This is a genomic window from Pseudomonas shirazensis, assembly GCF_050496565.1.
Lineage (GTDB): Bacteria > Pseudomonadota > Gammaproteobacteria > Pseudomonadales > Pseudomonadaceae > Aquipseudomonas > Aquipseudomonas shirazensis_A.
Genome location: NZ_JBNWAE010000006.1, coordinates 129,603 through 153,649, shown reverse-complemented (window position 1 = coordinate 153,649; position 24,047 = coordinate 129,603). Strand labels below are relative to the sequence as shown.

19 protein-coding genes and 4 tRNA genes are annotated in these 24,047 nt (G+C 63.0%); 21 read left to right on the top strand and 2 right to left on the bottom strand.

Annotation, left to right across the window (positions count from 1 at the left end; genetic code table 11):
• Positions 1-106: 106 nt before the first annotated feature.
• From leuC to ACQZ2L_RS10945, 20 genes are all read left to right on the top strand, one after another.
• Complete coding sequence (gene leuC, locus ACQZ2L_RS11040; protein ID WP_430326067.1) at positions 107-1,540, top strand: 3-isopropylmalate dehydratase large subunit; 1,434 nt, start codon at positions 107-109, stop codon at positions 1,538-1,540.
• Positions 1,537-2,181, top strand: a complete 645-nt coding sequence (leuD, locus tag ACQZ2L_RS11035) for a 3-isopropylmalate dehydratase small subunit (protein WP_430326066.1) — start codon at positions 1,537-1,539, stop codon at positions 2,179-2,181. The genes leuC and leuD overlap by 4 nt, the downstream gene beginning before the upstream one ends.
• Before the next feature lie 78 nt (positions 2,182-2,259).
• Positions 2,260-3,342: a 3-isopropylmalate dehydrogenase gene (leuB, locus tag ACQZ2L_RS11030; protein ID WP_430326065.1), complete on the top strand. Its 1,083-nt coding sequence runs from the start codon at positions 2,260-2,262 to the stop codon at positions 3,340-3,342.
• 63 nt (positions 3,343-3,405) lie between these two features.
• Positions 3,406-4,518 carry an aspartate-semialdehyde dehydrogenase gene (gene asd / locus ACQZ2L_RS11025; protein ID WP_101321423.1) on the top strand — a complete coding sequence of 371 codons (1,113 nt, stop codon included), beginning with the start codon at positions 3,406-3,408 and terminating at the stop codon, positions 4,516-4,518.
• Positions 4,519-4,657: 139 nt separating this feature from the next.
• A complete protein-coding gene (locus ACQZ2L_RS11020) occupies positions 4,658-5,662 on the top strand; it encodes an aspartate-semialdehyde dehydrogenase (RefSeq protein WP_430326064.1) in 1,005 nt (334 codons plus the stop codon).
• 71 nt (positions 5,663-5,733) lie between these two features.
• The gene (locus ACQZ2L_RS11015; RefSeq protein WP_430326063.1) at positions 5,734-8,463 is read left to right on the top strand and encodes a FimV/HubP family polar landmark protein; all 2,730 of its coding nucleotides are present in this window, start codon (positions 5,734-5,736) and stop codon (positions 8,461-8,463) included.
• Positions 8,464-8,583: 120 nt separating this feature from the next.
• A complete protein-coding gene (gene truA, locus ACQZ2L_RS11010) occupies positions 8,584-9,438 on the top strand; it encodes a tRNA pseudouridine(38-40) synthase TruA (RefSeq protein ID WP_430326062.1) in 855 nt (284 codons plus the stop codon).
• 59 nt (positions 9,439-9,497) lie between these two features.
• Positions 9,498-10,118: a phosphoribosylanthranilate isomerase gene (locus tag ACQZ2L_RS11005; protein WP_430326061.1), complete on the top strand. Its 621-nt coding sequence runs from the start codon at positions 9,498-9,500 to the stop codon at positions 10,116-10,118.
• A gap of 238 nt (positions 10,119-10,356) precedes the next feature.
• Complete coding sequence (gene accD / locus ACQZ2L_RS11000; protein ID WP_101321413.1) at positions 10,357-11,256, top strand: acetyl-CoA carboxylase, carboxyltransferase subunit beta; 900 nt, start codon at positions 10,357-10,359, stop codon at positions 11,254-11,256.
• Positions 11,256-12,563 carry a bifunctional tetrahydrofolate synthase/dihydrofolate synthase gene (gene folC, locus ACQZ2L_RS10995; protein ID WP_430326060.1) on the top strand — a complete coding sequence of 436 codons (1,308 nt, stop codon included), beginning with the start codon at positions 11,256-11,258 and terminating at the stop codon, positions 12,561-12,563. Before accD ends, folC begins: the two co-directional genes overlap by 1 nt.
• Positions 12,547-13,203: an SPOR domain-containing protein gene (locus tag ACQZ2L_RS10990; protein WP_430326059.1), complete on the top strand. Its 657-nt coding sequence runs from the start codon at positions 12,547-12,549 to the stop codon at positions 13,201-13,203. The genes folC and ACQZ2L_RS10990 overlap by 17 nt, the downstream gene beginning before the upstream one ends.
• A gap of 120 nt (positions 13,204-13,323) precedes the next feature.
• Entirely contained in the window at positions 13,324-13,878 is a 555-nt protein-coding gene (locus ACQZ2L_RS10985) for a CvpA family protein (protein ID WP_101321407.1), read from the top strand.
• 42 nt (positions 13,879-13,920) lie between these two features.
• Positions 13,921-15,426 (top strand): amidophosphoribosyltransferase, encoded by a 1,506-nt coding sequence (gene purF / locus ACQZ2L_RS10980; protein WP_101321405.1) that lies wholly within the window; start codon positions 13,921-13,923, stop codon positions 15,424-15,426.
• Between the two features lie 14 nt (positions 15,427-15,440).
• Complete coding sequence (locus ACQZ2L_RS10975; RefSeq protein ID WP_430326058.1) at positions 15,441-16,652, top strand: O-succinylhomoserine sulfhydrylase; 1,212 nt, start codon at positions 15,441-15,443, stop codon at positions 16,650-16,652.
• The gene (locus tag ACQZ2L_RS10970) at positions 16,649-17,422 is read left to right on the top strand and encodes an SDR family oxidoreductase (protein ID WP_411562784.1); all 774 of its coding nucleotides are present in this window, start codon (positions 16,649-16,651) and stop codon (positions 17,420-17,422) included. The genes ACQZ2L_RS10975 and ACQZ2L_RS10970 overlap by 4 nt, the downstream gene beginning before the upstream one ends.
• A 137-nt stretch (positions 17,423-17,559) precedes the next feature.
• Positions 17,560-17,635: transfer RNA gene (locus ACQZ2L_RS10965), tRNA-Val, on the top strand.
• A gap of 78 nt (positions 17,636-17,713) precedes the next feature.
• Positions 17,714-17,790: transfer RNA gene (locus ACQZ2L_RS10960), tRNA-Asp, on the top strand.
• Positions 17,791-17,887: 97 nt separating this feature from the next.
• Positions 17,888-17,964, top strand: a tRNA-Asp gene (locus ACQZ2L_RS10955).
• A 141-nt stretch (positions 17,965-18,105) separates the two neighbouring features.
• Positions 18,106-18,182, top strand: a tRNA-Asp gene (locus ACQZ2L_RS10950).
• Positions 18,183-18,548: 366 nt separating this feature from the next.
• Positions 18,549-19,400, top strand: a complete 852-nt coding sequence (locus ACQZ2L_RS10945; protein WP_430326057.1) for a DUF2242 domain-containing protein — start codon at positions 18,549-18,551, stop codon at positions 19,398-19,400.
• A 252-nt stretch (positions 19,401-19,652) separates the two neighbouring features.
• Here ACQZ2L_RS10945 and ACQZ2L_RS10940 read toward each other — a convergent pair whose 3' ends face one another.
• Both ACQZ2L_RS10940 and ACQZ2L_RS10935 read right to left on the bottom strand, forming a co-directional pair.
• Positions 19,653-20,693, bottom strand: coding sequence for an AraC family transcriptional regulator (locus ACQZ2L_RS10940; RefSeq protein WP_430326056.1), 1,041 nt, complete (start codon positions 20,691-20,693; stop codon positions 19,653-19,655).
• 4 nt (positions 20,694-20,697) lie between these two features.
• The gene (locus ACQZ2L_RS10935) at positions 20,698-21,816 is read right to left on the bottom strand and encodes a carbon-nitrogen hydrolase family protein (RefSeq protein ID WP_430326055.1); all 1,119 of its coding nucleotides are present in this window, start codon (positions 21,814-21,816) and stop codon (positions 20,698-20,700) included.
• Between the two features lie 192 nt (positions 21,817-22,008).
• Here ACQZ2L_RS10935 and ACQZ2L_RS10930 point away from each other — a divergent pair, with 192 nt between their 5' ends.
• Complete coding sequence (locus ACQZ2L_RS10930; RefSeq protein WP_430326054.1) at positions 22,009-24,036, top strand: FAD-dependent oxidoreductase; 2,028 nt, start codon at positions 22,009-22,011, stop codon at positions 24,034-24,036.
• Positions 24,037-24,047: the final 11 nt, after the last annotated feature.

Sequence of the window (24,047 nt, the reverse complement as noted above, 5' to 3'; positions counted from 1 at the left end):
AAAGCATAAAAATTATCAATTTGAGTTATTCAATCTAAACCCATAGCATCGTCCGTACAAGCCAAGGGGTTATTGGCATAGAAAGACGCTGATGAGGAACAGTCTGATGGCCGGCAAAACGCTTTACGACAAGCTCTGGGATGCGCATGAGGTCAAGCGACGCGACGATGGTTCGTCGTTGATCTACATCGATCGCCACATCATTCACGAAGTGACGTCGCCCCAGGCATTCGAAGGCCTGCGTCTGGCCAAACGGCAGCCTTGGCGGATCGACGCCAACATCGCTACGCCCGATCACAACGTGCCGACTACCCCTGAGCGCAAGGGCGGCATCGAGGCCATCGCTGACCAGGTCTCGCGTCTGCAAGTGCAGACCCTCGATGAAAACTGTGACGAATACGGCATCGTCGAATTCAAGATGAACGACATTCGCCAAGGCATCGTGCACGTCATCAGCCCAGAGCAGGGTGCCACCTTGCCGGGTATGACCGTGGTCTGTGGCGACTCGCACACCTCGACCCACGGCGCTTTCGGCGCACTGGCCCACGGCATCGGCACGTCCGAGGTCGAGCACGTGCTCGCCACCCAGTGCCTGGTCGCGAAAAAAATGAAGAACATGCTGGTCCGTGTCGAGGGCCGGTTGGGCGAAGGCGTGACCGCCAAGGACATCGTCCTTGCCGTGATCGGCAAGATCGGCACCGCCGGCGGTAACGGCCATGCCATGGAATTTGCTGGCAGCGCCATCCGCGACTTGTCGATGGAAGGCCGCATGACCATCTGCAACATGTCCATCGAAGCCGGTGCCCGGGTTGGCCTGGTCGCTGTCGACCAGACCACCATCGATTACGTCGAAGGTCGCCCCTACGCGCCGACTGTCAGCCAGTGGCCGCAAGCAGTTGCCGCCTGGCAAGGGCTGGTGTCCGACGCCGATGCGGTATTCGATACCGTGGTCGAGCTGGACGCCGCACAGATCAAGCCACAGGTCAGCTGGGGCACTTCGCCAGAGATGGTTCTGGCGGTTGACCAGCGTGTACCGGATCCAGCCGCCGAGCCGGATCTGGTCAAGCGTGGTTCGATCGAGCGCGCGCTCAAGTACATGGGCCTGAGCGCCAACCAGGCGATCACCGATATTCGTCTTGATCGGGTGTTCATCGGCTCGTGCACCAACTCGCGCATCGAAGACCTGCGCGCAGCCGCCGAAATCGCCAAGGGCCGCAAGGTCGCCGCTACCGTCAAACAGGCGATGGTGGTACCGGGTTCGGGCCTGGTCAAGGCTCAGGCCGAGAAGGAAGGGCTGGACAAGATCTTCATCGAAGCCGGCTTCGAATGGCGTGAACCGGGCTGCTCGATGTGCCTGGCGATGAACCCGGATCGGCTGGAAAGCGGCGAGCATTGCGCGTCGACCTCCAACCGTAACTTCGAAGGTCGGCAGGGCGCCGGTGGTCGTACCCACCTGGTCAGCCCGGCAATGGCCGCCGCTGCCGCGGTGACCGGCCACTTCATCGATGTCCGCGAGTTGATTCAAGGGAGCGCAGCATGAAAGCCTTTACCCAGCACACCGGCCTGGTCGCGCCATTGGATCGCGCTAACGTCGACACCGACCAGATCATCCCCAAGCAGTTTCTCAAATCGATCAAGCGCACCGGCTTCGGCCCGAACCTGTTCGATGAATGGCGCTACCTGGATGTGGGTCAGCCTTACCAGGACAACAGCAAGCGCCCGTTGAACAAGGACTTCGTGCTCAACCACGAACGTTACCAAGGTGCCAGTGTGTTGCTCGCCCGGGAAAACTTCGGCTGCGGCTCAAGCCGTGAGCACGCCCCGTGGGCCCTCGACGAATACGGCTTTCGCAGCGTCATCGCGCCAAGCTTTGCTGACATCTTCTTCAACAACAGCTTCAAGAACGGCTTGCTGCCGATCATCCTCAGCGACGAAGAAGTCGACGAGCTGTTCAAGCAGGTCGAAGCGATTCCAGGCTATCAGCTGACCGTCGACCTGCAGGCGCAGGCCGTTACCCGTCCTGACGGCAAGGTGCTGCACTTCGAGATCGACGCCTTCCGCAAGCACTGCCTGCTCAATGGCCTCGACGACATTGGCTTGACCTTGCAGGATAGCGAGTCGATCCAGGCGTTCGAAGCCAAGCACCGCGCCAGCCAGCCATGGCTGTTCCGCGAAGCCTGAGGCAGCGCGCAGGTTGAGCATTAATTTTTGTTCGGTGCGGCCATGGCGGCCGCGCCGTTTGAACGGATAGAGAAAAGCATGAGCAAGCAGATTCTGATTCTCCCAGGTGACGGTATCGGCCCGGAAATCATGGCCGAAGCGGTCAAGGTGCTGGAGCTGGCCAACGACAAGTTCCAGCTCGGTTTCGCCCTGGAGCACGATCTGATCGGTGGCGCTGCCATCGACGCCCATGGCGTGCCATTGGCCGATGCCACTCTGGAGCGCGCGCGCAACGCCGATGCGGTACTGTTGGGCGCCGTCGGCGGGCCGAAGTGGGACAAGATCGAGCGGGACATTCGTCCAGAGCGCGGCCTGCTGAAGATTCGTGCGCAGCTGGGTCTGTTCGCCAACCTGCGTCCGGCGATTCTCTACCCGCAACTGGCCGATGCTTCTTCGCTGAAGCCGGAAATCGTCTCCGGTCTGGACATTCTCATCGTCCGTGAACTCACCGGCGGCATCTACTTCGGCGCCCCGCGTGGCCAGCGCGAGCTGGAAGGCGGCGAACGTCAGGCCTACGACACCCTGCCATACAGCGAAAGCGAAGTGCGCCGGATCGCCCGGGTTGGCTTCGACATGGCCCGCGTGCGTGGCAAGAAGCTGTGCTCGGTCGACAAGGCCAACGTACTTGCGTCCAGCCAGCTGTGGCGTGAAGTGGTCGAAGACGTAGCCAAGGATTATCCGGACGTCGAACTCAGCCACATGTACGTCGACAACGCCGCCATGCAGCTGGTGCGTGCACCCAAGCAGTTCGATGTGATGGTCACCGACAACATGTTCGGCGACATTCTTTCGGATGAAGCGTCCATGCTCACCGGTTCCATCGGCATGCTGCCTTCGGCCTCGCTGGATGCCAACAACAAGGGCATGTACGAACCATGCCACGGCTCGGCGCCAGACATCGCCGGCCAGGGCGTAGCCAACCCGTTGGCGACCATCCTGTCGGTGTCGATGATGCTGCGTTACAGCTTCAATCAGCACGCTGCCGCCGAGGCCATCGAGCAGGCGGTCAGCCAGGTGCTCGATCAAGGCCTGCGTACGGGTGATATCTGGTCGACCGGCTGCAACAAGGTTGGCACCAAGGAAATGGGCGATGCAGTAGTCGCGGCGCTGCGGAATCTGTAATCTCTCTGGCCCGCTGCCAATATCCTCGGTGGCGGCCCACTTTTTAGCAAAGGTGTAGTTGCGATGAAACGTGTAGGTCTGATCGGTTGGCGTGGAATGGTCGGTTCCGTGCTCATGCAGCGCATGCTGGAAGAGCAGGACTTCGACCTGATCGAGCCGGTGTTCTTCACCACCTCCAATGTCGGTGGCCAGGGTCCGAATGTGGGCAAGGATATTGCTCCGCTCAAGGACGCTTACAGCATTGAAGAGCTCAAGACCCTCGACGTCATTCTGACTTGCCAGGGCGGCGACTACACCAACGAGGTTTTCCCCAAGCTGCGCGAAGCCGGCTGGCAGGGTTACTGGATCGACGCGGCATCGTCGCTGCGTATGCAGGATGACGCGGTGATCGTCCTCGACCCGGTCAACCGCAAGGTGATCGACCAGCAGCTCGATGCCGGGACCAAGAACTACATCGGCGGCAACTGCACCGTCAGCCTGATGCTGATGGGCCTGGGTGGCCTGTTCGAAGCCGGTCTGGTCGAGTGGATGAGCGCCATGACCTACCAGGCCGCCTCCGGTGCTGGCGCGCAGAACATGCGCGAGCTGATCAAGCAGATGGGCGGCATCAACGCTGCCGTCAGCGAAGACCTGGCCAACCCGGCCAGCGCCATCCTCGACATCGACCGCAAGGTTGCCGAGGCCATGCGCAGCGAAGCCTTCCCTACCGAAAACTTCGGTGTGCCGCTGGCCGGCAGCCTGATCCCGTGGATCGACAAAGAGCTGCCCAACGGCCAGAGCCGTGAGGAATGGAAAGCCCAGGCCGAGACCAACAAGATCCTCGGTCGCTTCAAGAGCCCGATCCCGGTCGACGGCATCTGCGTGCGCATCGGCGCCATGCGTTGCCACAGCCAGGCGCTGACCATCAAGCTCAACAAGGATGTGCCGCTGGCCGATATCGAAGGCATGATCAGCCAGCACAACCCATGGGTGAAGCTGGTGCCGAACCAGCGTGAAATCAGCATGCAGGAGCTGAGCCCGACCAACGTCACCGGTACCCTCAACGTGCCGGTTGGTCGTCTGCGCAAGCTGAACATGGGTAGCCAGTACCTAGGCGCGTTCACCGTCGGTGACCAGCTGCTGTGGGGTGCTGCCGAGCCGCTGCGCCGTATGCTGCGGATTCTGCTGGAGCGCTGATCGCGTTTGCACTGAAGAAAAACCCGCGCTGTTGCCCAGCGCGGGTTTTTTTATGGGCGGTAGATGGCCAGGCCAAGGTACCCCCAGGCTGAGAATCCAAGTAAAGTGCCGCTCCCGCCGTTTCAGCAGAGGACTTCCCATGAGCCAACCCCTAGATATCGCCGTGATCGGCGCCACCGGCAGCGTCGGTGAAACCCTCGTGCAGATTCTCGAAGAGCTGGAATTCCCGGTGGGCACCCTGCATCTGCTGGCCAGCATGGAATCGGCTGGCAGCAGTGTGATGTTCGCCGGCAAAAAGGTGCGCGTGCGTGAGGTCGACAGCTTCGACTTCAGCCAAGTCAAGCTGGCCTTCTTCGCTGCAGGCCCGGCGGTCAGCCGCAGCTTCGCCAGCAAGGCCCATGCTGCCGGTTGCAGCGTGATCGACCTGTCCGGCGAGCTTGAGCACGCCGTTGCCCTGGTGCCAGAAGTCAATCCCGAGCAGGTGGCCGGCCTGAGCCTGCCCGCGCTGATCACCAGCCCAAGTGCCAGTGCAGTGGCTCTGGCGGTGGCATTGGCGCCGCTCAAGGGCCTGCTCGATATCGAGCGGGTGCAGGTCATGGCCAGCCTGGCGGTGTCGGCCCAGGGCAAGGAAGCGGTGGGCGAGTTGGCCCGGCAAACCGCTGAGCTGCTCAATGCGCGTCCATTGGAGCCGCGCTTCTTCGATCGGCAGATCGCGTTCAACGTGTTGGCCCAGGTCGGCGCGGTTGATGAGCACGGCCACAGCGCGGTAGAGCGGCGCCTGGTCAAGGAGCTGCGCGCGCTGCTGGACATGCCCGGGTTGAAGATTTCTGTGAGCTGCGTTCAAGTCCCGGTGTTTTTCGGCGATAGCTTGAGTGTGGCCGTGCAAAGCCGGCGCCCGGTGGATCTGGGTGCGGTGAACCAGGCACTGGAGGCGGCGGCGAGCATCGAATTGGTCGAAGCGGATGATTATCCGACACCGGTGGGTGACGCAGTCGGCCAAGACGTGGTCTATGTTGGTCGTGTACGGCACGGAATTGATGAGCCAGAGCAGCTCAACCTTTGGCTGACCACCGACAACCTGCGCAAGGGTGCGGCACTCAACGCCGTGCAGGTTGGCCAATTGTTGCTTAAACACAGGCTGTAAAAGATACTGCTGAGCACTTTTGTCCTGCACCGCATGCAGGTTTCGGGACGATTCATACAAGGGAAGAGGTCATGCTTCGAATTCGCAAACTGGTTCTGGCCATGGCGGCAGCTTCGGCGCTGTCGTCTGGCATGGCCAATGCTCTGGGGTTGGGTGAGCTGACACTGAAGTCGGCGCAAAACCAACCGCTGGACGCTGAGATCGAACTGCTCGACGTTCGCGACCTCACCGCTGCCGAGGTGGCGCCTAGCCTCGCTTCGCGCGAAGAGTTCGCCAAGGCCGGGGTGGCCTATCCGTCCTACGTCGAGGACCTGACCTTCACCACGGTGCTCAGCCCCAACGGCAAGAGCGTGTTGCGGGTTACTTCCAGCCGGCCGTTGCCGGAGCCGGTGGTCAAGTTCCTGGTGCAGGTAATGTGGCCGCAGGGGCGTCTGTTGCGTGACTACAGCGTCCTTCTCGACCAGGCCCAGGCCCAGGGCGCGCAGCCTGCTGCAGCCAATATCAACCCGGCCGTGAGTGGTGCCGGCAACTACACCACCAAGCGCCGCGACACCCTCTGGCAGATTGCCGCGCGCAACAGCCAGGGTGGCTCGGTGCAGCAGACCATGCTGGCGATCCAGGCACTCAACCCGGACGCGTTCATCGGCAACAACATCAACCAGCTCAAGGTCGGTCAGGTGCTGCGCCTGCCCGATCAACAACAGATCCAGAGCATCCCGCAGGGTGAGGCCAATCGCGATGTGGCCGAGCAATATGCCGCCTGGCGCGAAGGGCGCAGGCTCGGGCCGCGCGCCCGCCAGCTGGATGCCACTCGCCGCGGTGCTGCTGAAGCCACGCCTGCGCAGATCACTCAAGGCGACAACCTGCGCCTGGTGACCCCTGGCGGCAAGACCGCGAAGAACGATGCCAAGGCGGTCAGTGACAAGCTGGCCGTGGCCCAGGAAAGCCTGGACACCAGCCGTCGTGACAACGACGAACTGAAAAGCCGCATGACCGACTTGCAGAGCCAGCTGGACAAGCTGCAGCGTCTGATCCAGATGAAGAACGACCAGCTGGCCCGCCTTGAAGCGCAAGGCGCAGCCGAGCCAGACCCGGCCGCTGCGGCTGCGCTGCCTGGTGCAGAGACGCCTGCTCAGCCTGCTGTAGATGCTCAACTGACTCCAGCCGAGCCGGTGGTCACGCCTGCACCAGCTGCTGTGGATACTGCGCCGCAAGTCGCTCCTGCAGACGAGGTCAAACCAGAGCAGAGCGCTCTGGACCAGTTGCTCGGCAACCCGCTGTTGCTGGCGCTGATCGCCGGTTCCGCGCTGCTCGTGCTGCTGTTGCTCCTGCTCTTGCTGGCGCGTAAGCGCAAGGCAGACCAGGAGGCCGAAAAACACCTGCGCATGGCCCGTGCCTTGTCGGAGGAGGGTGAGCGCAACCCTGATCTGGATCTGCCACCTGGCAGCTTCGACGGTCTGGACATGTCGGCGCCGAGCGTCACCCTTGCACCAGCAGTGGTCGCAGCATCGGCAGCAGCGGCGACAGCGGCCGAGAAGCCGGTGGTGCCGGTTGCTCCGGTGGTAGTGGAAGCCGAGCCTGAAGCTCAGGCTGAGGCGACTGATCCACTGCTCGCAGAAGTCGACCTGAGCCTGGCTCGTGGTCGCCTGAATCACGCCGCCGACCTGCTCGAACCAGCGGTTGCTGCCGAGCCGGAGCGCAGCGATCTGCGCCTCAAGCTGATGGAAGTCTACGCACGCCAGGGCGATCAAAACGCCTTCGTCGAGCAGGAACGCCAGTTGCCAGCCAGCCCGGCCAATCAAGCCGAAGTCGACTCGTTACGCGAGCGCTTCCCAGCCATGGTTGCAGTGGCAGCTGCCGGCCTCGGTGCTGCGGCGCTGGCGGCTGAGCTGGACGAGCAATATGTGCAGGAGCTGCTGCAGGACGAGCAGGACATCCCGGCTGCTGCCGAGCCCGAGCCGGTGCTTGACGACCTGTCTTTCGAGCCCGAGCCGGTAGTCACCGAGCCCGAGCCAGCACCTGCAGCAGAGCCTGAGCCCGAGCCGGCCGCATTGGCCGATATCGAGCCGGTTGCCGAGGACGATCTGGACACTGCCTTCGACCTCAGCCTGGACGACGACCTGTTGCTGGATGAGCCACTTCAGGCGCTGCCCCAGGACGACCTCACGGTAACGCTTGACGATAATCCGCAAACCGAGCTGAGCGAGCCGGTTGAGCCTGTCGCTGCCGCTACCGACGCGGACGATGATTTCGAAGCGCTGCTGGCCCAGGCACAAGCCCAGGCCGAACCGCAGGCTGTCGATGACCTGGCTGACTTCGACCTTGACGTCGGCGACGCAGCAGTCGAGCCGCCAGCAGCAGAGCCGCCGGTAGATGTCGCGGCGGAGTTGGCCGCATTCGACGAGATCCCCGAGTTCGATCCGATCTCCGAGCTGGAGCTGCCAGACGACTTCGACCTGTCGCTATCGCTGGACGACGACTCGCCGGCAGCGCAGAACTTCGCCTCCGAGCTGGACGACGTCAACGCCGAACTCGACAAGCTGTCGCAGAGCCTGGAAACCCCGCCGCTCGAGCCGCAGTTCACGGCCGCCGATGCCGAGCAGGAGCTGGAGCCGCTGGACGATCTGGACTTCGACTTCTTCTCCGGTGCTGATGAGGTCGCGACCAAGCTTGACCTGGCGCGGGCCTACATCGACATGGGTGACCATCAAGGCGCGCGGGACATCCTTGATGAAGTGGTCAAGGACGGCGACGACACCCAGCGCAGCGAAGCTGAGGACATGCTCTCGCGTCTGGTGTAGTCAGCCAGTTCAGCAAAAACGGGGCAGGGCCGACACGGCGCCTGCCCGGCAACGGCAGCCCTATCGGCTGCCGTTGTCGTTATACTGCCGCCTTTTGTTCCATCCACAGGTTTCAGTTACTTGGACATCATCGACATCGACCGGGCCGAATCGGCGGCCGAAGGCTTCTCCCGGATTGCCCTGGGCGTGGAATACAAGGGCGCCCGCTACCGTGGCTGGCAGCGCCAGACCAGTGGCGTGCCGAGTGTTCAGCAGGCGCTTGAGCAGGCCCTGTCGAAGGTGGCCAATGCACCGATTACCGTGTCCTGCGCCGGGCGCACCGATGCCGGTGTGCATGCCAGTGGTCAGGTCGTGCATTTCGATACCAATGCGCTGCGTGATGAGCGCGCCTGGACCATGGGTACCAATTTCAATCTGCCCCATGACATCAGCGTGACTTGGGCGATGGTCATGCCGGCTAACTTCCATGCCCGCTTCAAGGCCAACGCTCGGCGCTATCGCTACGTCATCTATAACGACCCGATCCGCCCGGCGCACCTGGCCGAAGAAGTCACCTGGAACCACCGCCCGCTCGACGTCGAACGCATGGCCCAAGCTGCTCAATGCCTGCTCGGTACCCACGACTTCAGCGCCTTTCGTGCCAGCCAGTGCCAGGCCAAGTCGCCGGTCAAGGAGATGTACCACCTGCGTGTGACCCGCCACGGCCAGATGATCGTGCTCGATATCCGCGCCAGCGCCTTCCTGCACCACATGGTGCGCAACATCGCGGGGGTGTTGATGAGCATCGGCAGCGGTGAGCGGCCAGTGGCCTGGGCGCGCGAAGTGCTGGAAAGCCGCGATCGGCGGGAGGCCGGGGTTACCGCGCATCCGTACGGGCTGTACCTGGTCCAGGTCGAGTATCCCGAACCGTTCGTGCTGCCCCAGCGTTACATCGGCCCACACTTTCTCAGCGGCTTCGATACCTTGGCGGACTGACGCGGCACCCAGCGTTTGCTACCATCCGCCCCTTACCGATTTCCGAGGGTTCGCCTTCCATGAGCAACGTGCGCAGCAAAATCTGCGGGATCACCCGCATCGAGGATGCCCTGGCTGCTGCCGATGCGGGCGCCGACGCCATTGGCCTGGTGTTCTACGCCAAGAGCCCGCGCGCGGTCGACGTGCACCAGGCGCGGGTGATCATCGCCGCGCTGCCGCCGTTCGTGACCACGGTCGGCTTGTTCGTCAATGCCTCACGCTGCGAACTCAACGAGATCCTCGAGGCCGTGCCGCTGGACCTGCTACAGTTCCACGGCGACGAAACCCCGAGCGACTGTGCGGGCTTCAACCGACCGTATATCAAGGCCCTCAGGGTGCGTCCCGGGGATGATCTGGAGGCGGCTTGCCAGCTCTATGCAGGCGCCAGCGGAATCCTGCTGGATACATTCGTCGCCGGCGTGCCCGGTGGCACCGGTGAAGCCTTTGACTGGTCGTTGGTACCGGCGCAGTTAAGCAAGCCGATCATCCTTGCCGGTGGTCTGAGCGCAGACAACGTCGCCCAGGCGATTGCCCAGGTGCAGCCGTATGCGGTGGATGTCAGCGGCGGCGTCGAGCAGGCCAAAGGCATCAAGGACGCGGCGCGGATCGAAGCGTTCATGCGCGCAGTGCGCCAGGCATGAGTGCAGATGTGACGGCTGGCCGCGCGCCATCGTCCATAGCTTTCGCAGCCTGGTGCTGCCCGGCGCGCGCTGTGGCGCAGCCGAACAGATTGAACACGGCCCGGTCGTCCGGCCGGCACCGCACTACCGCGGGCCACGGAACCGAGCTGGTAGCGAATCATTTGAAAAAATTGAGCTCAAGGGCAGGGCTTGGCCGGCGCGACCGGTCCCCGTCCGTCAAATACTGGAGAGACGAAGCATGAGCAACTGGTTAGTCGACAAACTGATCCCTTCGATCATGCGTTCCGAGGTGAAGAAAAGCTCGGTGCCTGAAGGCCTTTGGCACAAGTGCCCGGCCTGCGAGAACGTGCTGTACCGCCCGGAGCTGGAAAAGACCCTCGACGTCTGCCCCAAGTGCAACCACCACATGCGTATCGGTGCCCGTGCACGCATCGACATCTTCCTCGACGCCGAAGGCCGTGCCGAGCTGGGTGCCGATCTGGAGCCGGTCGACCGCCTCAAGTTCCGCGATGGCAAGAAGTACAAGGACCGTTTGGTCGGCGCGCAGAAGCAGACCGGCGAGAAAGACGCCCTGATCTCCATGAGCGGCACCCTGATGGGCATGCCGGTCGTGGTCAGCGCCTTCGAGTTCTCGTTCATGGGTGGCTCGATGGGTGCAGTGGTCGGTGAGCGCTTCGTGCGTGCTGCCAACTATGCCCTGGAACATCGCTGCCCGATGATCTGCTTCTCCGCTTCCGGCGGTGCGCGCATGCAGGAAGCGTTGATCTCGCTGATGCAGATGGCCAAGACCTCGGCAGTGCTGGCGCGTCTGCGCGAAGAAGGCATCCCGTTCATTTCGGTGCTGACCGACCCGGTCTACGGCGGCGTTTCTGCTTCGCTGGCGATGCTCGGCGATGTGATCGTCGGCGAGCCCAAGGCGCTGATCGGCTTTGCCGGCCCGCGCGTAATCGAGCAGACCGTGCGCGAGAAGCTGCCAGAAGGCTTCCAGCGCAGCGAGTTCCTGCTGGAGCACGGTGCCATCGACCTGATCATCTCCCGTCCTGAGCTGCGTCCACGTCTGGCCCGTCTGCTGGCGCAGATGACCGGTCAGCCAACGCCTGCCCAGGCCCTGGTGCAGGAAGTGGCGGCCGTCGCCTGATGAGCCAGCGCACCCTCGGCGAATGGCTCGCCTATCTCGAGCAGTTGCACCCTTCAGCCATCGATATGGGCCTGGAGCGTTCGCAACAGGTGGCGCAGCGGCTCGGGCTGGGCAAGCTGGCGCCGCGGGTAGTCACGGTTACCGGCACCAACGGCAAGGGCTCGACCTGTGCCTTTATCGCAGCGTTGCTCAAGGCCCAGGGCCTGCGCGTTGGTGTGTACAGCTCGCCGCACCTGCTGCGCTACAACGAGCGGGTGCGCATCGATGGCGTCGATGCCAGCGATGAGCGCCTGTGCGAGGCGTTTGTCGCCGTCGAGGCTGCACGCGGTGACACCTCTCTGACCTATTTCGAGATGGGCACCCTGGCGGCATTGTGGCTGTTCGAGCAGTCGGCGCTGGACGCCGTGGTGCTTGAAGTCGGCCTCGGTGGGCGGCTGGATACCGTCAATCTGGTCGATGCCGATCTGGCGCTGGTCACCAGTATCGGCGTCGATCACGTCGAATACCTGGGCGACACGCGTGAGTCGGTGGCGTTCGAAAAGGCGGGCATCTTCCGTCCGGGCAAACCGGCCCTGTGTGGCGATCTCGAGCCGCCGCAGCCGTTGCTGGACAAAGCCCGCGAGCTGGGCTGCCCGTTGTTCCTGCGCAGCCGCGATTTTGACCTGAGCCTGGGTGCTGATAGCTGGCACTGGCGCGGTCGGGCCCTGGATGGCGCGGCGGTCGAACTGCATGACCTGCCGTTGCTCGATCTGCCCATGGAAAACGCCGCGCTCGCGTTGCAGGCCTATCTGCTGATGGGGCTGGAGTGGGACGCGGTGCAGGTCCGTCAGGCCCTGCTGGACACGCGCATGACCGGTCGCCTCGACCGCCGTTCGCTGACCTGGCAGGGTACCCCGGTCGAGGTCCTGCTGGATGTCGGCCACAACCCGCATGCGGCCGAGTACCTGGCACGGCGGCTGGCTGCCAGGCCGCCACTGGGCAAACGCCTGGCGGTGTTTGGCCTGCTCGCCGACAAGGACCTCGACGGCGTACTCGCGCCGCTGCAAGGGCTGTTCGACAGCTGGGCCGTGGCACCGCTGGACACCCCGCGCAGTCGCCCCGCTGGCGAGCTCGCGCAGGCCTTGACGAACCTTGGCCAGTCGGTGAAGTCTTACCCCAGCGTCGAGGCCGCTTTGCAGGGCCAGTGCGCACACGCGACCGGCGATGATCAGATCGTGCTGTTCGGTTCGTTTTTCTGTGTTGCCCAGGCCTTGCAATGGCTTGAGCAGCAGGCTCCTGAGGGCGGAGTAAATGGCAGTGCTGGATAAGGGAATGAAACAGCGCATGGTCGGTGCGCTGGTGCTGGTTGCACTGGCGGTGATCTTCTTGCCGATGCTGTTCACCCGCGAAGACGAGATGCGCCAGGTCCGGGTCGATGCGCCCGAGGCACCGGCCATGCCGAGCTTGCCGCAGGTGCAGGTCGAGACGATCCAGGTGCCCGAGCAGCAGCCGATCGTCGAGCAGCCACCGGTGGTGGTCGATGAGTCGACCGCGCCACCGTCCACGCCGAGCCAGCCGATCAGTGCGGCACCGTCGCCAGCGCCGGTAACTGCACCAGCGCCTGCGCCCAAGGTCGAGAACCGTGCGCCGGTCACTGCGCCAGCGCCAGCCACCGCCAGCGCCGCCGCCAGCAAGCCTGCCGCCGCTTCCAAGATCGACACCAACGGTCTGCCGGTCAGTTGGTCGATCCAGTTGGCCAGTCTGTCCAACCGGGCCGGTGCCGACAACTTGCAGAAGACCCTGCGCAGCCAGGGTTACAACGCCTACATCCGTTCTGCCGATGGCATGAACCGGGTCTACGTCGGGCCGTTGATCGAGCGCGCCGAGGCCGAGCGCCTGCGTGATGTGATCAACCGCCAGCAGAAGCTCAAGGGCTTTGTCACCCGGTTCCAGCCCGAGCGCAACTGAGTCCGGAATGTCGCTTTGCCAGCGTCGCCAGCGCTGGTGAAGCAACACCCTGACATTCCGCTTACTCCCAGCCCGTTGCTCTGGTAAAATGCGCCGCCTCAAACGTATGCAGGCGGCTCCGTGGCATTTACCTGGGTTGATTGGGCGATCATCGCTGTTATCGCCGTCTCCACATTGATCAGTTTGACACGCGGCTTCGTCAAGGAAGCCCTGTCACTGGTCATCTGGATTACCGCGGGTGCGGTTGCCTGGATGTTCGGCGGCTCGTTGGCGCAGTACCTGGAAAGCTACATCCAGACGCCTTCGGCACGAGTCATCGCCGGCTGTACCATTCTTTTTGTCGCCACGCTGATTGTCGGGGCGATGCTCAATTTCCTGATAGGCGAGCTGATCCGCGTGACCGGGCTGTCCGGCACCGATCGCTTTCTGGGCATGGCCTTTGGCGCCGCCCGTGGAGCCCTTTTGGTTGTCGTGGCAGTCGGTCTGCTCAGCCTTGGCCCTGTACAACAGGACCCATGGTGGCAAGAGTCGCGCCTGATACCTCAATTTCTATTGGTCGCTGACTGGTCGAAAAACCTTATCCTGGGTTTCACCAGCCAGTGGATGTCCAGTGGGATCAGCGCACCTGCTGATCTTCCGTTCAAGGAACAGTTGCTGGGGCCATCGCGGCCTTGAGCGCTATTCACTCAAGTTTCATCAAAGTAGGGGTTGCGTCGCATGTGTGGCATCACCGGTATTGTCGGTAAGTCGAACGTCAATCAGGCGCTGTATGATGCGCTTACGGTCCTCCAACACCGCGGCCAGGATGCTGCTGGTATCGTCACCAGCCATGACGGCCGGTTATTCCTGCGCAAGGACAATGGCCTGGTGCGCGACGTGTTCCAGCAGCGGCACATGCAGCGCCTTGTCGGCCACATGGGCATTGGCCACGTGCGTTACCCGACTGCGGGCAGCTCGACCTCGGCCGAGGCCCAGCCGTTCTACGTCAACTCGCCGTACGGCATCACCTTGGCCCACAACGGCAACTTGACCAACGTCGAGCAGCTGGCCAAGGAGATCTACGAGTCCGATCTGCGACACGTCAACACCAACTCCGACTCGGAAGTGCTGCTTAACGTGTTCGCCCACGAGCTGGCCGTGCGCGGCAAGTTGCAGCCTACCGAAGAAGACGTCTTCGCCGCGGTCTCCCACGTGCACAGCCGTTGTGTTGGCGGTTACGCGGTAGTGGCGATGATCACCGGCTACGGCATCGTCGGCTTCCGTGACCCCAACGGCATTCGCCCGGTGGTGTTCGGCCAGCGTCACACCGACGAAGGCGTGGAGTACATGATCGCCTCCGAGAGCGTCGCTCTCGACGTGCTCGGCTTTACCCTGATCCGTGACCTGGCACCGGGCGAAGCGGTGTACATCACCGAAGAAGGCCAGCTGCACACCAAGCAGTGCGCGCACAACCCGATGCTCAAGCCGTGCATCTTCGAGCACGTCTACCTGGCCCGTCCTGACTCGATCATGGATGGCGTCTCGGTGTACAAGGCGCGGCTGCGCATGGGCGAAAAACTCGCCGACAAGATCATGCGCGAGCGTCCTGAGCATGACATCGACGTGGTTATCCCGATTCCGGACACCAGCCGTACCGCGGCGCTGGAACTGGCCAACCGCCTGGGCGTGAAGTTCCGCGAAGGCTTCGTCAAGAACCGTTACATCGGCCGTACCTTCATCATGCCCGGCCAGGCCGCGCGCAAGAAGTCGGTGCGCCAGAAGCTCAACGCCATCGAGCTGGAATTCCGCGGCAAGAACGTGATGCTGGTCGACGACTCGATCGTGCGCGGCACCACCTGCAAGCAGATCATCCAGATGGCCCGCGAGGCCGGCGCGAAAAACGTCTACTTCTGTTCCGCTGCCCCGGCAGTGCGTTACCCCAACGTCTACGGCATCGACATGCCGAGTGTCCACGAACTGATCGCCCACAACCGTACCACCGATCAGGTGGCCGAGTTGATCGGCGCCGACTGGCTGATCTATCAGGACTTGCCAGACCTGATCGATTCGGTCGGTGGCGGCAAGATCAAGATCGAGCATTTCGACTGCGCAGTGTTCGACGGTGAATACGTCACCGGCGACATCGACGACGCCTATCTGGACCGTATCGAGCAAAATCGCAACGATGCGGCGAAGGTCAAGACTCAGGCTGTCAGCGCGATCATCGACCTCTACAACAACTGAGTGGGAGTGACGGCATGACGGATCAATGGGATGCCGGGCGACTGGACAGCGACCTCGAGGGTGTCGCTTTCGACACCCTGGCGGTGCGCGCCGGTCAATACCGCACGCCGGAGGCTGAGCACAGCGACGCGCTGTTCTTCACCTCCAGCTACGTGTTCCGCACGGCTGCCGATGCAGCTGCGCGGTTTGCCGGTGAAACACCGGGCAACGTCTATTCGCGCTACACCAACCCGACCGTGCGCGCTTTTGAAGAGCGTCTGGCGGCCCTGGAAGGCGCCGAGCAGGCAGTTGGCACCTCTACCGGCATGTCGGCGATCCTGTCGACGGTGATGGCGCTGTGCAGCGCCGGTGATCATGTGCTGGTCTCGCAAAGCGTGTTCGGCTCGACCATCAGCCTGTTCGAGAAGTACTTCAAGCGCTTTGGCGTCGAGGTGGACTACGTGCCACTGGCCGAGCTCAGCGGTTGGGAGCAGGGCATCAAGGCCAACACCAGGCTGCTGTTCGTCGAGTCGCCGTCCAACCCGCTGGCCGAGCTGGTCGATATCGCCGCATTGGCCGAGATCGCCCATGCCCGCGGCGCGCTGCTGGTGGTCGACAACTGCTTCAGCACCCCAGCGCTGCAGCAACCGCTGAAGCTGGGTGCCGACATCGTCGTGCATTCGGCAACCAAGTTCATCGATGGCCAAGGCCGTTGCATGGGCGGTGCAGTGGCCGGGCGCAGCGAGCAGATGAAAGAAGTGGTGGGCTTCCTGCGTACCGCAGGGCCGACCCTCAGCCCGTTCAACGCCTGGGTCTTCCTCAAGGGCCTGGAGACGCTCAAGCTGCGCATGCGCGCCCACTGCGAGAGCGCCAAGGCGCTGGCGCAATGGCTAGAACAGCAGGATGGGGTAGAGAAAGTTCACTATGCTGGCCTCGCCAGCCACCCGCAGCACGAACTGGCCAAGCGGCAGATGAGTGACTTTGGTGCAGTGGTGAGCTTTGAGGTCAAAGGCGGCAAAGACGGCGCGTGGCGCTTCATCGATGCCACCCGTTTGCTCTCGATCACGGCCAACCTGGGTGACAGCAAGACCACCATCACCCACCCGGCGACCACCTCCCACGGCCGTCTGTCGCCGCAGGAGCGTGAAGCGGCGGGTATCCGTGACAGCCTGATCCGTATTGCGGTTGGCCTGGAAGATGTTGCTGACCTGCAAGCCGACCTGGCGCGTGGGCTGGCAGCGCTGTGATCGACTGGAAGGGCGGCGAGCCCGATCATAACGGTCGGGTCGCCCTGGTGACTGGTGCCGCTCGCGGCATCGGCCTGGGCATTGCCGCCTGGCTGATCTGCGAGGGCTGGCAAGTGGTCCTCAGCGACCTTGACCGCCCGCGCGGTGCCAAGGTGGCGAAGGCCCTTGGCGACAATGCCTGGTTCATCACCATGGACGTTGCCGATGAAGCCCAGGTCAGCGCCGGGGTGTCCGAGGTGCTTGGCCAGTTTGGTCGCCTCGATGCGTTGGTGTGCAACGCCGCCATCGCCAACCCGCACAACCATACCCTCGAGAGCTTGAGCTTGAGCCAGTGGAACCGGGTGCTGGCGGTCAATCTGAATGGCCCGATGCTGCTGGCCAAGCACTGTGCGCCGTACCTGCGTGCTCATGGCGGCGCCATCGTCAACCTGACCTCGACCCGTGCACGTCAATCCGAGCCTGATACCGAGGCTTATGCGGCGAGCAAGGGCGGGCTGCTGGCGCTGACCCACGCCCTGGCCATGAGCCTGGGCCCGGAGATCCGCGTCAACGCGGTGAGCCCGGGCTGGATCGACGCACGTGACCCGGCCCAGCGCAGGGCAGAGCCGTTGACCGATGCCGACCATGCTCAGCATCCGACCGGCAGGGTAGGGACAGTGGAAGACGTCGCGGCGCTGGTGGCTTGGTTGCTGTCGCGTCAGGCCGGGTTCGTTACCGGTCAGGAATTTGTAGTGGATGGCGGCATGAGCCGCAAGATGATCTATACCTGATCCGTTTTGCCCTTTTTGAAAAAAAATTCAATGGGGGTATTGACTTAGCATCGGTACCTGCGTAAATTTCGCGGCCTCAGCGAAGTAAACGTAACAAGCAAGACTAGGTAAAACTAGACAACACTTGAAGCGAATATGGGTGATTAGCTCAGCCGGGAGAGCATCTGCCTTACAAGCAGAGGGTCGGCGGTTCGATCCCGTCATCACCCACCACTTTCTGAGATGTTCCTGACTGGTCAGCTTCGCAAGAGGCGCGCCGGTAGAGAGGAACAGGACGCAAGTCCACTATGCGCAGCGGTAGTTCAGTCGGTTAGAATACCGGCCTGTCACGCCGGGGGTCGCGGGTTCGAGTCCCGTCCGCTGCGCCACTTTTCTCCAGATGGGTGCTTGTCACCGGTCTGAGGTTCAAAGGCCAAGCCTTTGTGCCAGATCCCAGTTTCAATCGGGCGCAAGCCTGAACGATACGCAGCGGTAGTTCAGTCGGTTAGAATACCGGCCTGTCACGCCGGGGGTCGCGGGTTCGAGTCCCGTCCGCTGCGCCATCTTCGCCTCGAGGCCCCTTGAACGCCTCGAAGCAACACAAAAGAAGCGATCACGTTATCGCTTTTTTTGTGCCTGAACCGTCAGCACAGGTTGCTGTAGGTCAGATCCCAGTTTCAAACAGGCGCAAGCCTGAATGATACGCAGCGGTAGTTCAGTCGGTTAGAATACCGGCCTGTCACGCCGGGGGTCGCGGGTTCGAGTCCCGTCCGCTGCGCCATCTTCGCTTCGAGGCCCCTTGAACGCCTTGAAGCACACAGAGAAAGCGACCTTAGGGTCGCTTTTTTTGTTTCTGCGGTAGAAACGCATACAACATGATCCGCTAGATAACGCGGTCCCCCGTAGGAGCGGCCTTGTGTCGCGAAAGGCCAGCATAGCTGGCCCGGCAATGTCGGAGGCGAAGCTCAGAATCTGGGGCCGCTGCGCAGCCCTTTCGCGACACAAGGCCGCTCCTACAGAGACCGCGTAAAGCTTCACCTTCTGAGTCATTACCACCCAAACCTGACAGCCTCTTCACAGATCAACGGTTTAAGTCAGCGGGCATGTGTTGCACAATAGGCGCCATTCGACCAATCCGGTATTCATGATGTCCAGATCATCCGTCTTCGGTGCGCTCGGGCTGGCCCTTGTGCTGGCGGGCGTATCCGGTTGCTCCTCGAAAAAACCTGCAATCTACGAGCACGAGAACTTCGATGACTCGGGCACCTACTCGCGCAGCTTCCCGGTCAGCGACGCCGGTTCCTGCGAAGCGGCCCGGCGCGCGTTGCTCAGCCAGGGTTATATCATCACCAGCACGGGCGACAACCAGATCGCCGGCAACAAGAGTTTTCAGCAGAACAGCGACAACCATCTGCAGATCAGCTTCAGTGTCACCTGTGCGCCAGACAGCAGCGATGACCAGCGTTCGACCATGTTCGCCAACGCCCTGCAGGATCGCTACGCGCTGAAAAAGTCCAATACCTCGGCCAGCCTTGGCGTAGGCATTCTTGGCTCGGTGTCTATGCCAATCGGTTCGAGCGATGATTCGATGGTCAAGGTGGCCAGCGAAACCGTCACAGCGCCGCAGTTCTATGAGCGCTACTTCGCGCTGGTCGAGAGCTTCCTGCCCAAGCCCAAGCCGAAGAAGGCGAAAAAGGCTGAAGCCAAAGTCGAAGCGCCCAAGGCTGAGCAGCCAGCGCCAGATCTGGGCCTGCCGGAGCAAGCGCCAGCGCCGGCCGCATTGGCTCCGGCTGCAGCGGTCGCGCCGGCAGCGGCCCCAGCGGCTCCCGAAGCACCTGTAGTCGCCCCAGCGGCCGCTGCTCCCGTCAGCGAGGCACCTGCCGCGCCTGTGGTAGACGACAGCCGCAGCTCGCAGCCGATCGCGCCACCCAACGAGGCTTCGCCGATCCAGGTGCAGCAGGAGGCTCCGGCCAGCGAGGCTGCTCCAGCCTCTATGTAAACGGCCTCTGCAAGGCCTCAATCGGCCTTGCAGTTTATTGTTACAGCTTGCCCAGGGTAATCATTCGAACCCCTGCTACGTTTATCACTCATAAGCTTGTCATCAATGCGTCATGCGCCCGATTTAGCGTGGCGACATGAGCCAATATCATGAGTGAAGAGGAAGCAGGGCGATGGACGACTATCAGGAAGAGCTGCTCGAATATCAGGCCTATGAACTGGACGCCCCCGAGCCAGACGACGCCACCGAGCTCTAGCCGGTGCGCCGTTGATTACGCCGGAATTCCCCTGGGGTAAGGCCGGTCCAGCGCTTGAACGCCCGTTGAAAGGCTTCTGCTGAAGCAAACCCCAACAGATAGGCAATCTCGCCGAAGGCCAGCTCCGTATCGCGGATGTAGGTCTCGGCCAGATCCTGGCGGGTGTCGTTGAGCAGGCTGCGAAAGCGCGTGCCTTCTTCGGCAAGCTTGCGGCGCAGGGTCCAGGTCGGCAATTGCAGATGGCGGGCGACTTCCTCCAGGTCAGGCTCGCGCCCGCCGTTGAGCAGCGGCCCCAACAGATGGGTGATGCGTTCGCCAAGGCTGCGTACACGGGTGTGCTGGGTGAGCTCCACCTCACAAAGCTGCAGCAGATGCTGCCAGGTGCTGGGACAGTGCTGCGGGTTGGCCTGCTCAAGTGTGGCCCGGCCCAGGCGCAGCTGATTACCGTCAGCCGCGAAATGCACAGGCGTGGCGCAGAGTGGCTGATATTCCGCCGCGTAGCTTGGCGCTGCAAATTCGATCTCGATTCGTTCTGCCTGCACTGGCTGACCCGCAAGCTGGCCTAACTGCGCGAGCCAGCCTGACAGCAGCGAGTCGACCACAAAACGGTTGTAGTCGTTGTAGGGGCTGATCGAATAAAAGCGTAGCCAGGCGCCTTGAGTGTCTTCTACAAACACCGAATTGCCGCGGTAATTGGCCGCATACAGCGGCTCGAAGCGCAGCAAGGTGCGGGCGGCTTCGCCGAGCGTCGGAGCCTGGGCAGCAGTGACTCCGGCCAGACCGGTGTGCGCCAGCCGGCTCAGACTGCCCATGCGCAGGCCCAAGGCCGGCTCGCCGCTGAGCTGGATTGCTGCATGGCCCAGGTGCATATAGCGCGGTATCGACAAGCGCGCGCCAGGCTGGGCGAGGCGGCTGCTGGTCAGGCCGTAACGCTCGAGCAATGGCGTAGGGTCATGCCCCAGCTGTTGCAGGGCCTCGGCCAGGGGCTGGACGAACCCTACAGTCAATTCTCCGAGGCGCACACGCGGCCTGGGCATGGCGTTACAACCACACGTTGAGCAGGCGCGCGCCGTGCTGCGCAGTGCCGGCCAGTTGGCCGCCAGCGTGGTTGGCAAAGCCTTGACCGTCAGCGCCAAGTTCCCAGAATTGGCCACGCATGAACACGCTGATGCTGGCCAGGTCGGGATTTGCGGCCAGGGTCAGTTGCTGCCAGGCCTGTTGTTCGCTGACCTGACCACGCTGCAGCGGCAGCTCGGCGGCGGCATCCTGATGGCGATTACCGCGCCAGGGTGCGTCCCAGCTGTGCTTGCCACTGAGAAATACCGGGTTGGCGATCAGTTGGACGGACTGATCTGCCAGGCGCTGATAATTTTCCGGATACCAGCTGTCACTGCCAATCAGCACGCCGAGGCGTCCAGCAGGCGTCGAGACGACTTGGAGGGGCTGTTCGCGCCCGTCCTGTATGTAACGACGCACTTCGCTGTCGGCAAACTGCTGGCGTTGCGGCTGGCCGAGCACACTGCCATCGCCGGCGAATACCAGGCTGCTGTTGAACAGTGGGCCGCTGCCGGCGTGCAGCACGCCGTTCTCCACATAGGGCGCGGGCAAGACAATCGAACCGGCCACCAGGGTCACGCCAAATTCCTTCGCCAGGCCGCTGAACAAGGCCTGATAGTCGGTGGCCATCTGCGCCGCCTTCATGCGCAGATGCGCATCGGCGCGGCGGTCGTCGCCGGTCGCCCAGAGCATCGCCAGGCCGTAGCGCAGCGGGTTGCTCAGCTCAAGCCATTGCTCGGCCTCGCGCCGTTGGGTCACTTGATACAGCTCGTTTTTTTCACCGCGCGCCCACAGCCAGGTGCCGATATGCTCAGGCAGCACCACCACCGTACGCGGATTCACCAGCCCCTGTTCGCGGGCCTGCTCCAGGTAGGCGGCAAGCTTGAGGCGCAGCCGTTGCAGGTTTTGATAGTCGCTGGGGTAGAGCAGCGGCTCGATGCCGAGCAAGTTGCCGCGCTCGCCGGGGCTGCCCTGATTGAGCGCCAGCTCGATACGCAGGTCAGACAAGTAGTGGCCTTCAGGGCGCTGCTGCGTCCAGAAACCATAGCCACACAACGCGGCGATCATTACCAGCGCCAGGGCGCTTGCGAGAAGTTTGCGCATGAACCGCTGCGGCACCATCGAATGTAAGGAGCCTTAGGGTAGACCTGCTGTGCAGCAGGATCAATAAGTTGTCAGTTTGGATCATTGAGCCGGTTCAAACGGCTGTTTAATGTCGATGGCAGATAACCGACGGGCCCCGCCAACCGGCGAGGCGCCCGCATCCCGTGATTTTTGCCCATGTGGAGTTGCTCCATGGCTTACCCGAACCTGCTGGCCCCGCTTGACCTTGGCTTCACCACCTTGCGCAACCGCACCCTGATGGGCTCCATGCACACCGGCCTGGAGGAGCGCCCAGGCGGCTTCGAGCGCATGGCAGTGTATTTCGCCGAGCGTGCACGCGGTGGTGTCGGCCTGATGGTCACCGGCGGCATTGCGCCAAATGATGAGGGCGGGGTGTACTCCGGCGCTGCCAAGTTGAGCACGCCCGAGGAAGCCGAGCAGCACCGTATCGTCACCCAGGCGGTGCACGCGGCGGGTGGCAAGATCTGCCTGCAGATTCTCCACGCCGGTCGTTATGCCTACAGCCCGCGCCAGGTGGCGCCTAGCGCGATCCAGGCGCCGATCAACCCGTTCAAGCCCAAGGAGCTGGACGAGGCCGGCATCGAGAAGCAGATCGCCGACTTCGTCAATTGCGCCGAGCTGGCTCAGCGCGCCGGCTATGACGGCGTGGAGATCATGGGTTCGGAAGGCTACTTCATCAACCAGTTCCTCGCCGCCCACACCAACCACCGCACCGACCGCTGGGGTGGCAGCTATGCCAACCGCATGCGCCTGGCGGTCGAGATCGTCACCCGCGTGCGCGCGGCGGTGGGGCCGAACTTCATCATCATTTTCCGCCTGTCGATGCTCGACCTGATCGAAGGCGGCAGCGACTGGCAAGAGATTCTGCAGCTGGCCAAGGCCATCGAGCAGGCTGGGGCCACCCTGATCAATACCGGTATCGGCTGGCACGAGGCGCGCATTCCGACCATCGCCACCAAGGTGCCGCGGGCGGCGTTCAGCAAGGTCACGGCCAAGCTGCGTGGGCACGTCAATATCCCGTTGATCACCACCAACCGTATCAACACGCCGGAAGTCGCCGAGGCCGTGCTGGCTGCTGGCGACGCCGACATGGTCTCGATGGCGCGACCATTCCTGGCCGATCCAGAGTTCGTCAACAAGGCCGCAGCCGATCAGGCCGAGCAGATCAATACCTGCATCGGCTGCAACCAGGCCTGCCTTGATCACACTTTTGGCGGCAAGCTGACCAGTTGCCTGGTCAACCCGCGCGCCTGCCATGAAACCGAACTGAACTACCTGCCGGTGATTCAGGCCAAGCGCATTGCCGTGGTGGGTGCTGGCCCGGCGGGCCTGGCGGCAGCCACCGTGGCTGGCGAGCGCGGCCATCAGGTCACCCTGTTTGACGCCGCAGGCGAGATCGGCGGCCAGTTCAATGTGGCCAAGCGTGTGCCGGGCAAAGAAGAGTTCGCCGAGACCCTGCGCTATTTCCGTAACAAGCTGCAGCTCACCGGCGTCGACGTGCGCCTGAATACCCGGGTCAGCGCCGAGCAGCTGATTGCCGGCGGTTATGACGAGATCATCCTCGCCACCGGGATTGTCCCACGCAACCCCGCTATCCCTGGCATCGACCACGCCAAGGTGATGAATTACCTGGATGTGCTGTTGCAGCGCAACCCGGTCGGCCAGCGCGTTGCGGTGATCGGCGCAGGCGGCATCGGTTTCGATGTGTCCGAGTACCTCGTGCACCAGGGCGTGGCGACCAGCCTCGACCGCGAGGCGTTCTGGAAAGAGTGGGGCATCGACACTGCGCTCGAAGCCCGTGGCGGTGTGGCCGGGGTCAAGCCCGAACCGCACGCGCCGGCGCGCCAGGTGTACCTGTTGCAGCGCAAGAAGACCAAGGTCGGCGACGGCCTGGGCAAGACCACCGGCTGGATTCACCGCACGGGCCTGAAGAACAAGCAGGTGCAGATGCTCAACAGCGTCGAGTACCTGCAGATCGACGACGCCGGTTTGCATGTGCGCGTTGCTGATGGCGAGCCGCAGTTGCTGGCGGTGGACAACGTGGTGATCTGTGCGGGCCAGGATCCGCTGCGCGAATTGCAGGACGGGCTGGTTGCAGCGGGGCAGTCGGTGCACCTGATCGGCGGCGCCGATGTGGCCGCCGAGCTGGATGCCAAGCGCGCCATCAACCAGGGCTCGCGCCTGGCCGCCGAGCTGTAACGGTGAGGGTC

Bases quoted from the DNA above. Each gene is read 5' to 3' on its own strand.
- accD (WP_101321413.1), top strand. From the start codon at position 10,357: ATGAGCAACTGGTTAGTCGACAAACTGATCCCTTCGATCATGCGTTCC.
- ACQZ2L_RS10945 (WP_430326057.1), top strand. From the start codon at position 18,549: ATGTCCAGATCATCCGTCTTCGGTGCGCTCGGGCTGGCCCTTGTGCTG.
- leuD (WP_430326066.1), top strand. From the start codon at position 1,537: ATGAAAGCCTTTACCCAGCACACCGGCCTGGTCGCGCCATTGGATCGC.
- leuC (WP_430326067.1), top strand. From the start codon at position 107: ATGGCCGGCAAAACGCTTTACGACAAGCTCTGGGATGCGCATGAGGTC.
- ACQZ2L_RS11005 (WP_430326061.1), top strand. From the start codon at position 9,498: ATGAGCAACGTGCGCAGCAAAATCTGCGGGATCACCCGCATCGAGGAT.
- asd (WP_101321423.1), top strand. From the start codon at position 3,406: ATGAAACGTGTAGGTCTGATCGGTTGGCGTGGAATGGTCGGTTCCGTG.
- purF (WP_101321405.1), top strand. From the start codon at position 13,921: ATGTGTGGCATCACCGGTATTGTCGGTAAGTCGAACGTCAATCAGGCG.
- ACQZ2L_RS10930 (WP_430326054.1), top strand. From the start codon at position 22,009: ATGGCTTACCCGAACCTGCTGGCCCCGCTTGACCTTGGCTTCACCACC.
- ACQZ2L_RS10975 (WP_430326058.1), top strand. From the start codon at position 15,441: ATGACGGATCAATGGGATGCCGGGCGACTGGACAGCGACCTCGAGGGT.
- folC (WP_430326060.1), top strand. From the start codon at position 11,256: ATGAGCCAGCGCACCCTCGGCGAATGGCTCGCCTATCTCGAGCAGTTG.
- ACQZ2L_RS10935 (WP_430326055.1), bottom strand. From the start codon at position 21,816: ATGCGCAAACTTCTCGCAAGCGCCCTGGCGCTGGTAATGATCGCCGCG.
- ACQZ2L_RS10990 (WP_430326059.1), top strand. From the start codon at position 12,547: ATGGCAGTGCTGGATAAGGGAATGAAACAGCGCATGGTCGGTGCGCTG.
- ACQZ2L_RS10940 (WP_430326056.1), bottom strand. From the start codon at position 20,693: ATGCCCAGGCCGCGTGTGCGCCTCGGAGAATTGACTGTAGGGTTCGTC.
- ACQZ2L_RS11015 (WP_430326063.1), top strand. From the start codon at position 5,734: ATGCTTCGAATTCGCAAACTGGTTCTGGCCATGGCGGCAGCTTCGGCG.
- leuB (WP_430326065.1), top strand. From the start codon at position 2,260: ATGAGCAAGCAGATTCTGATTCTCCCAGGTGACGGTATCGGCCCGGAA.
- ACQZ2L_RS11020 (WP_430326064.1), top strand. From the start codon at position 4,658: ATGAGCCAACCCCTAGATATCGCCGTGATCGGCGCCACCGGCAGCGTC.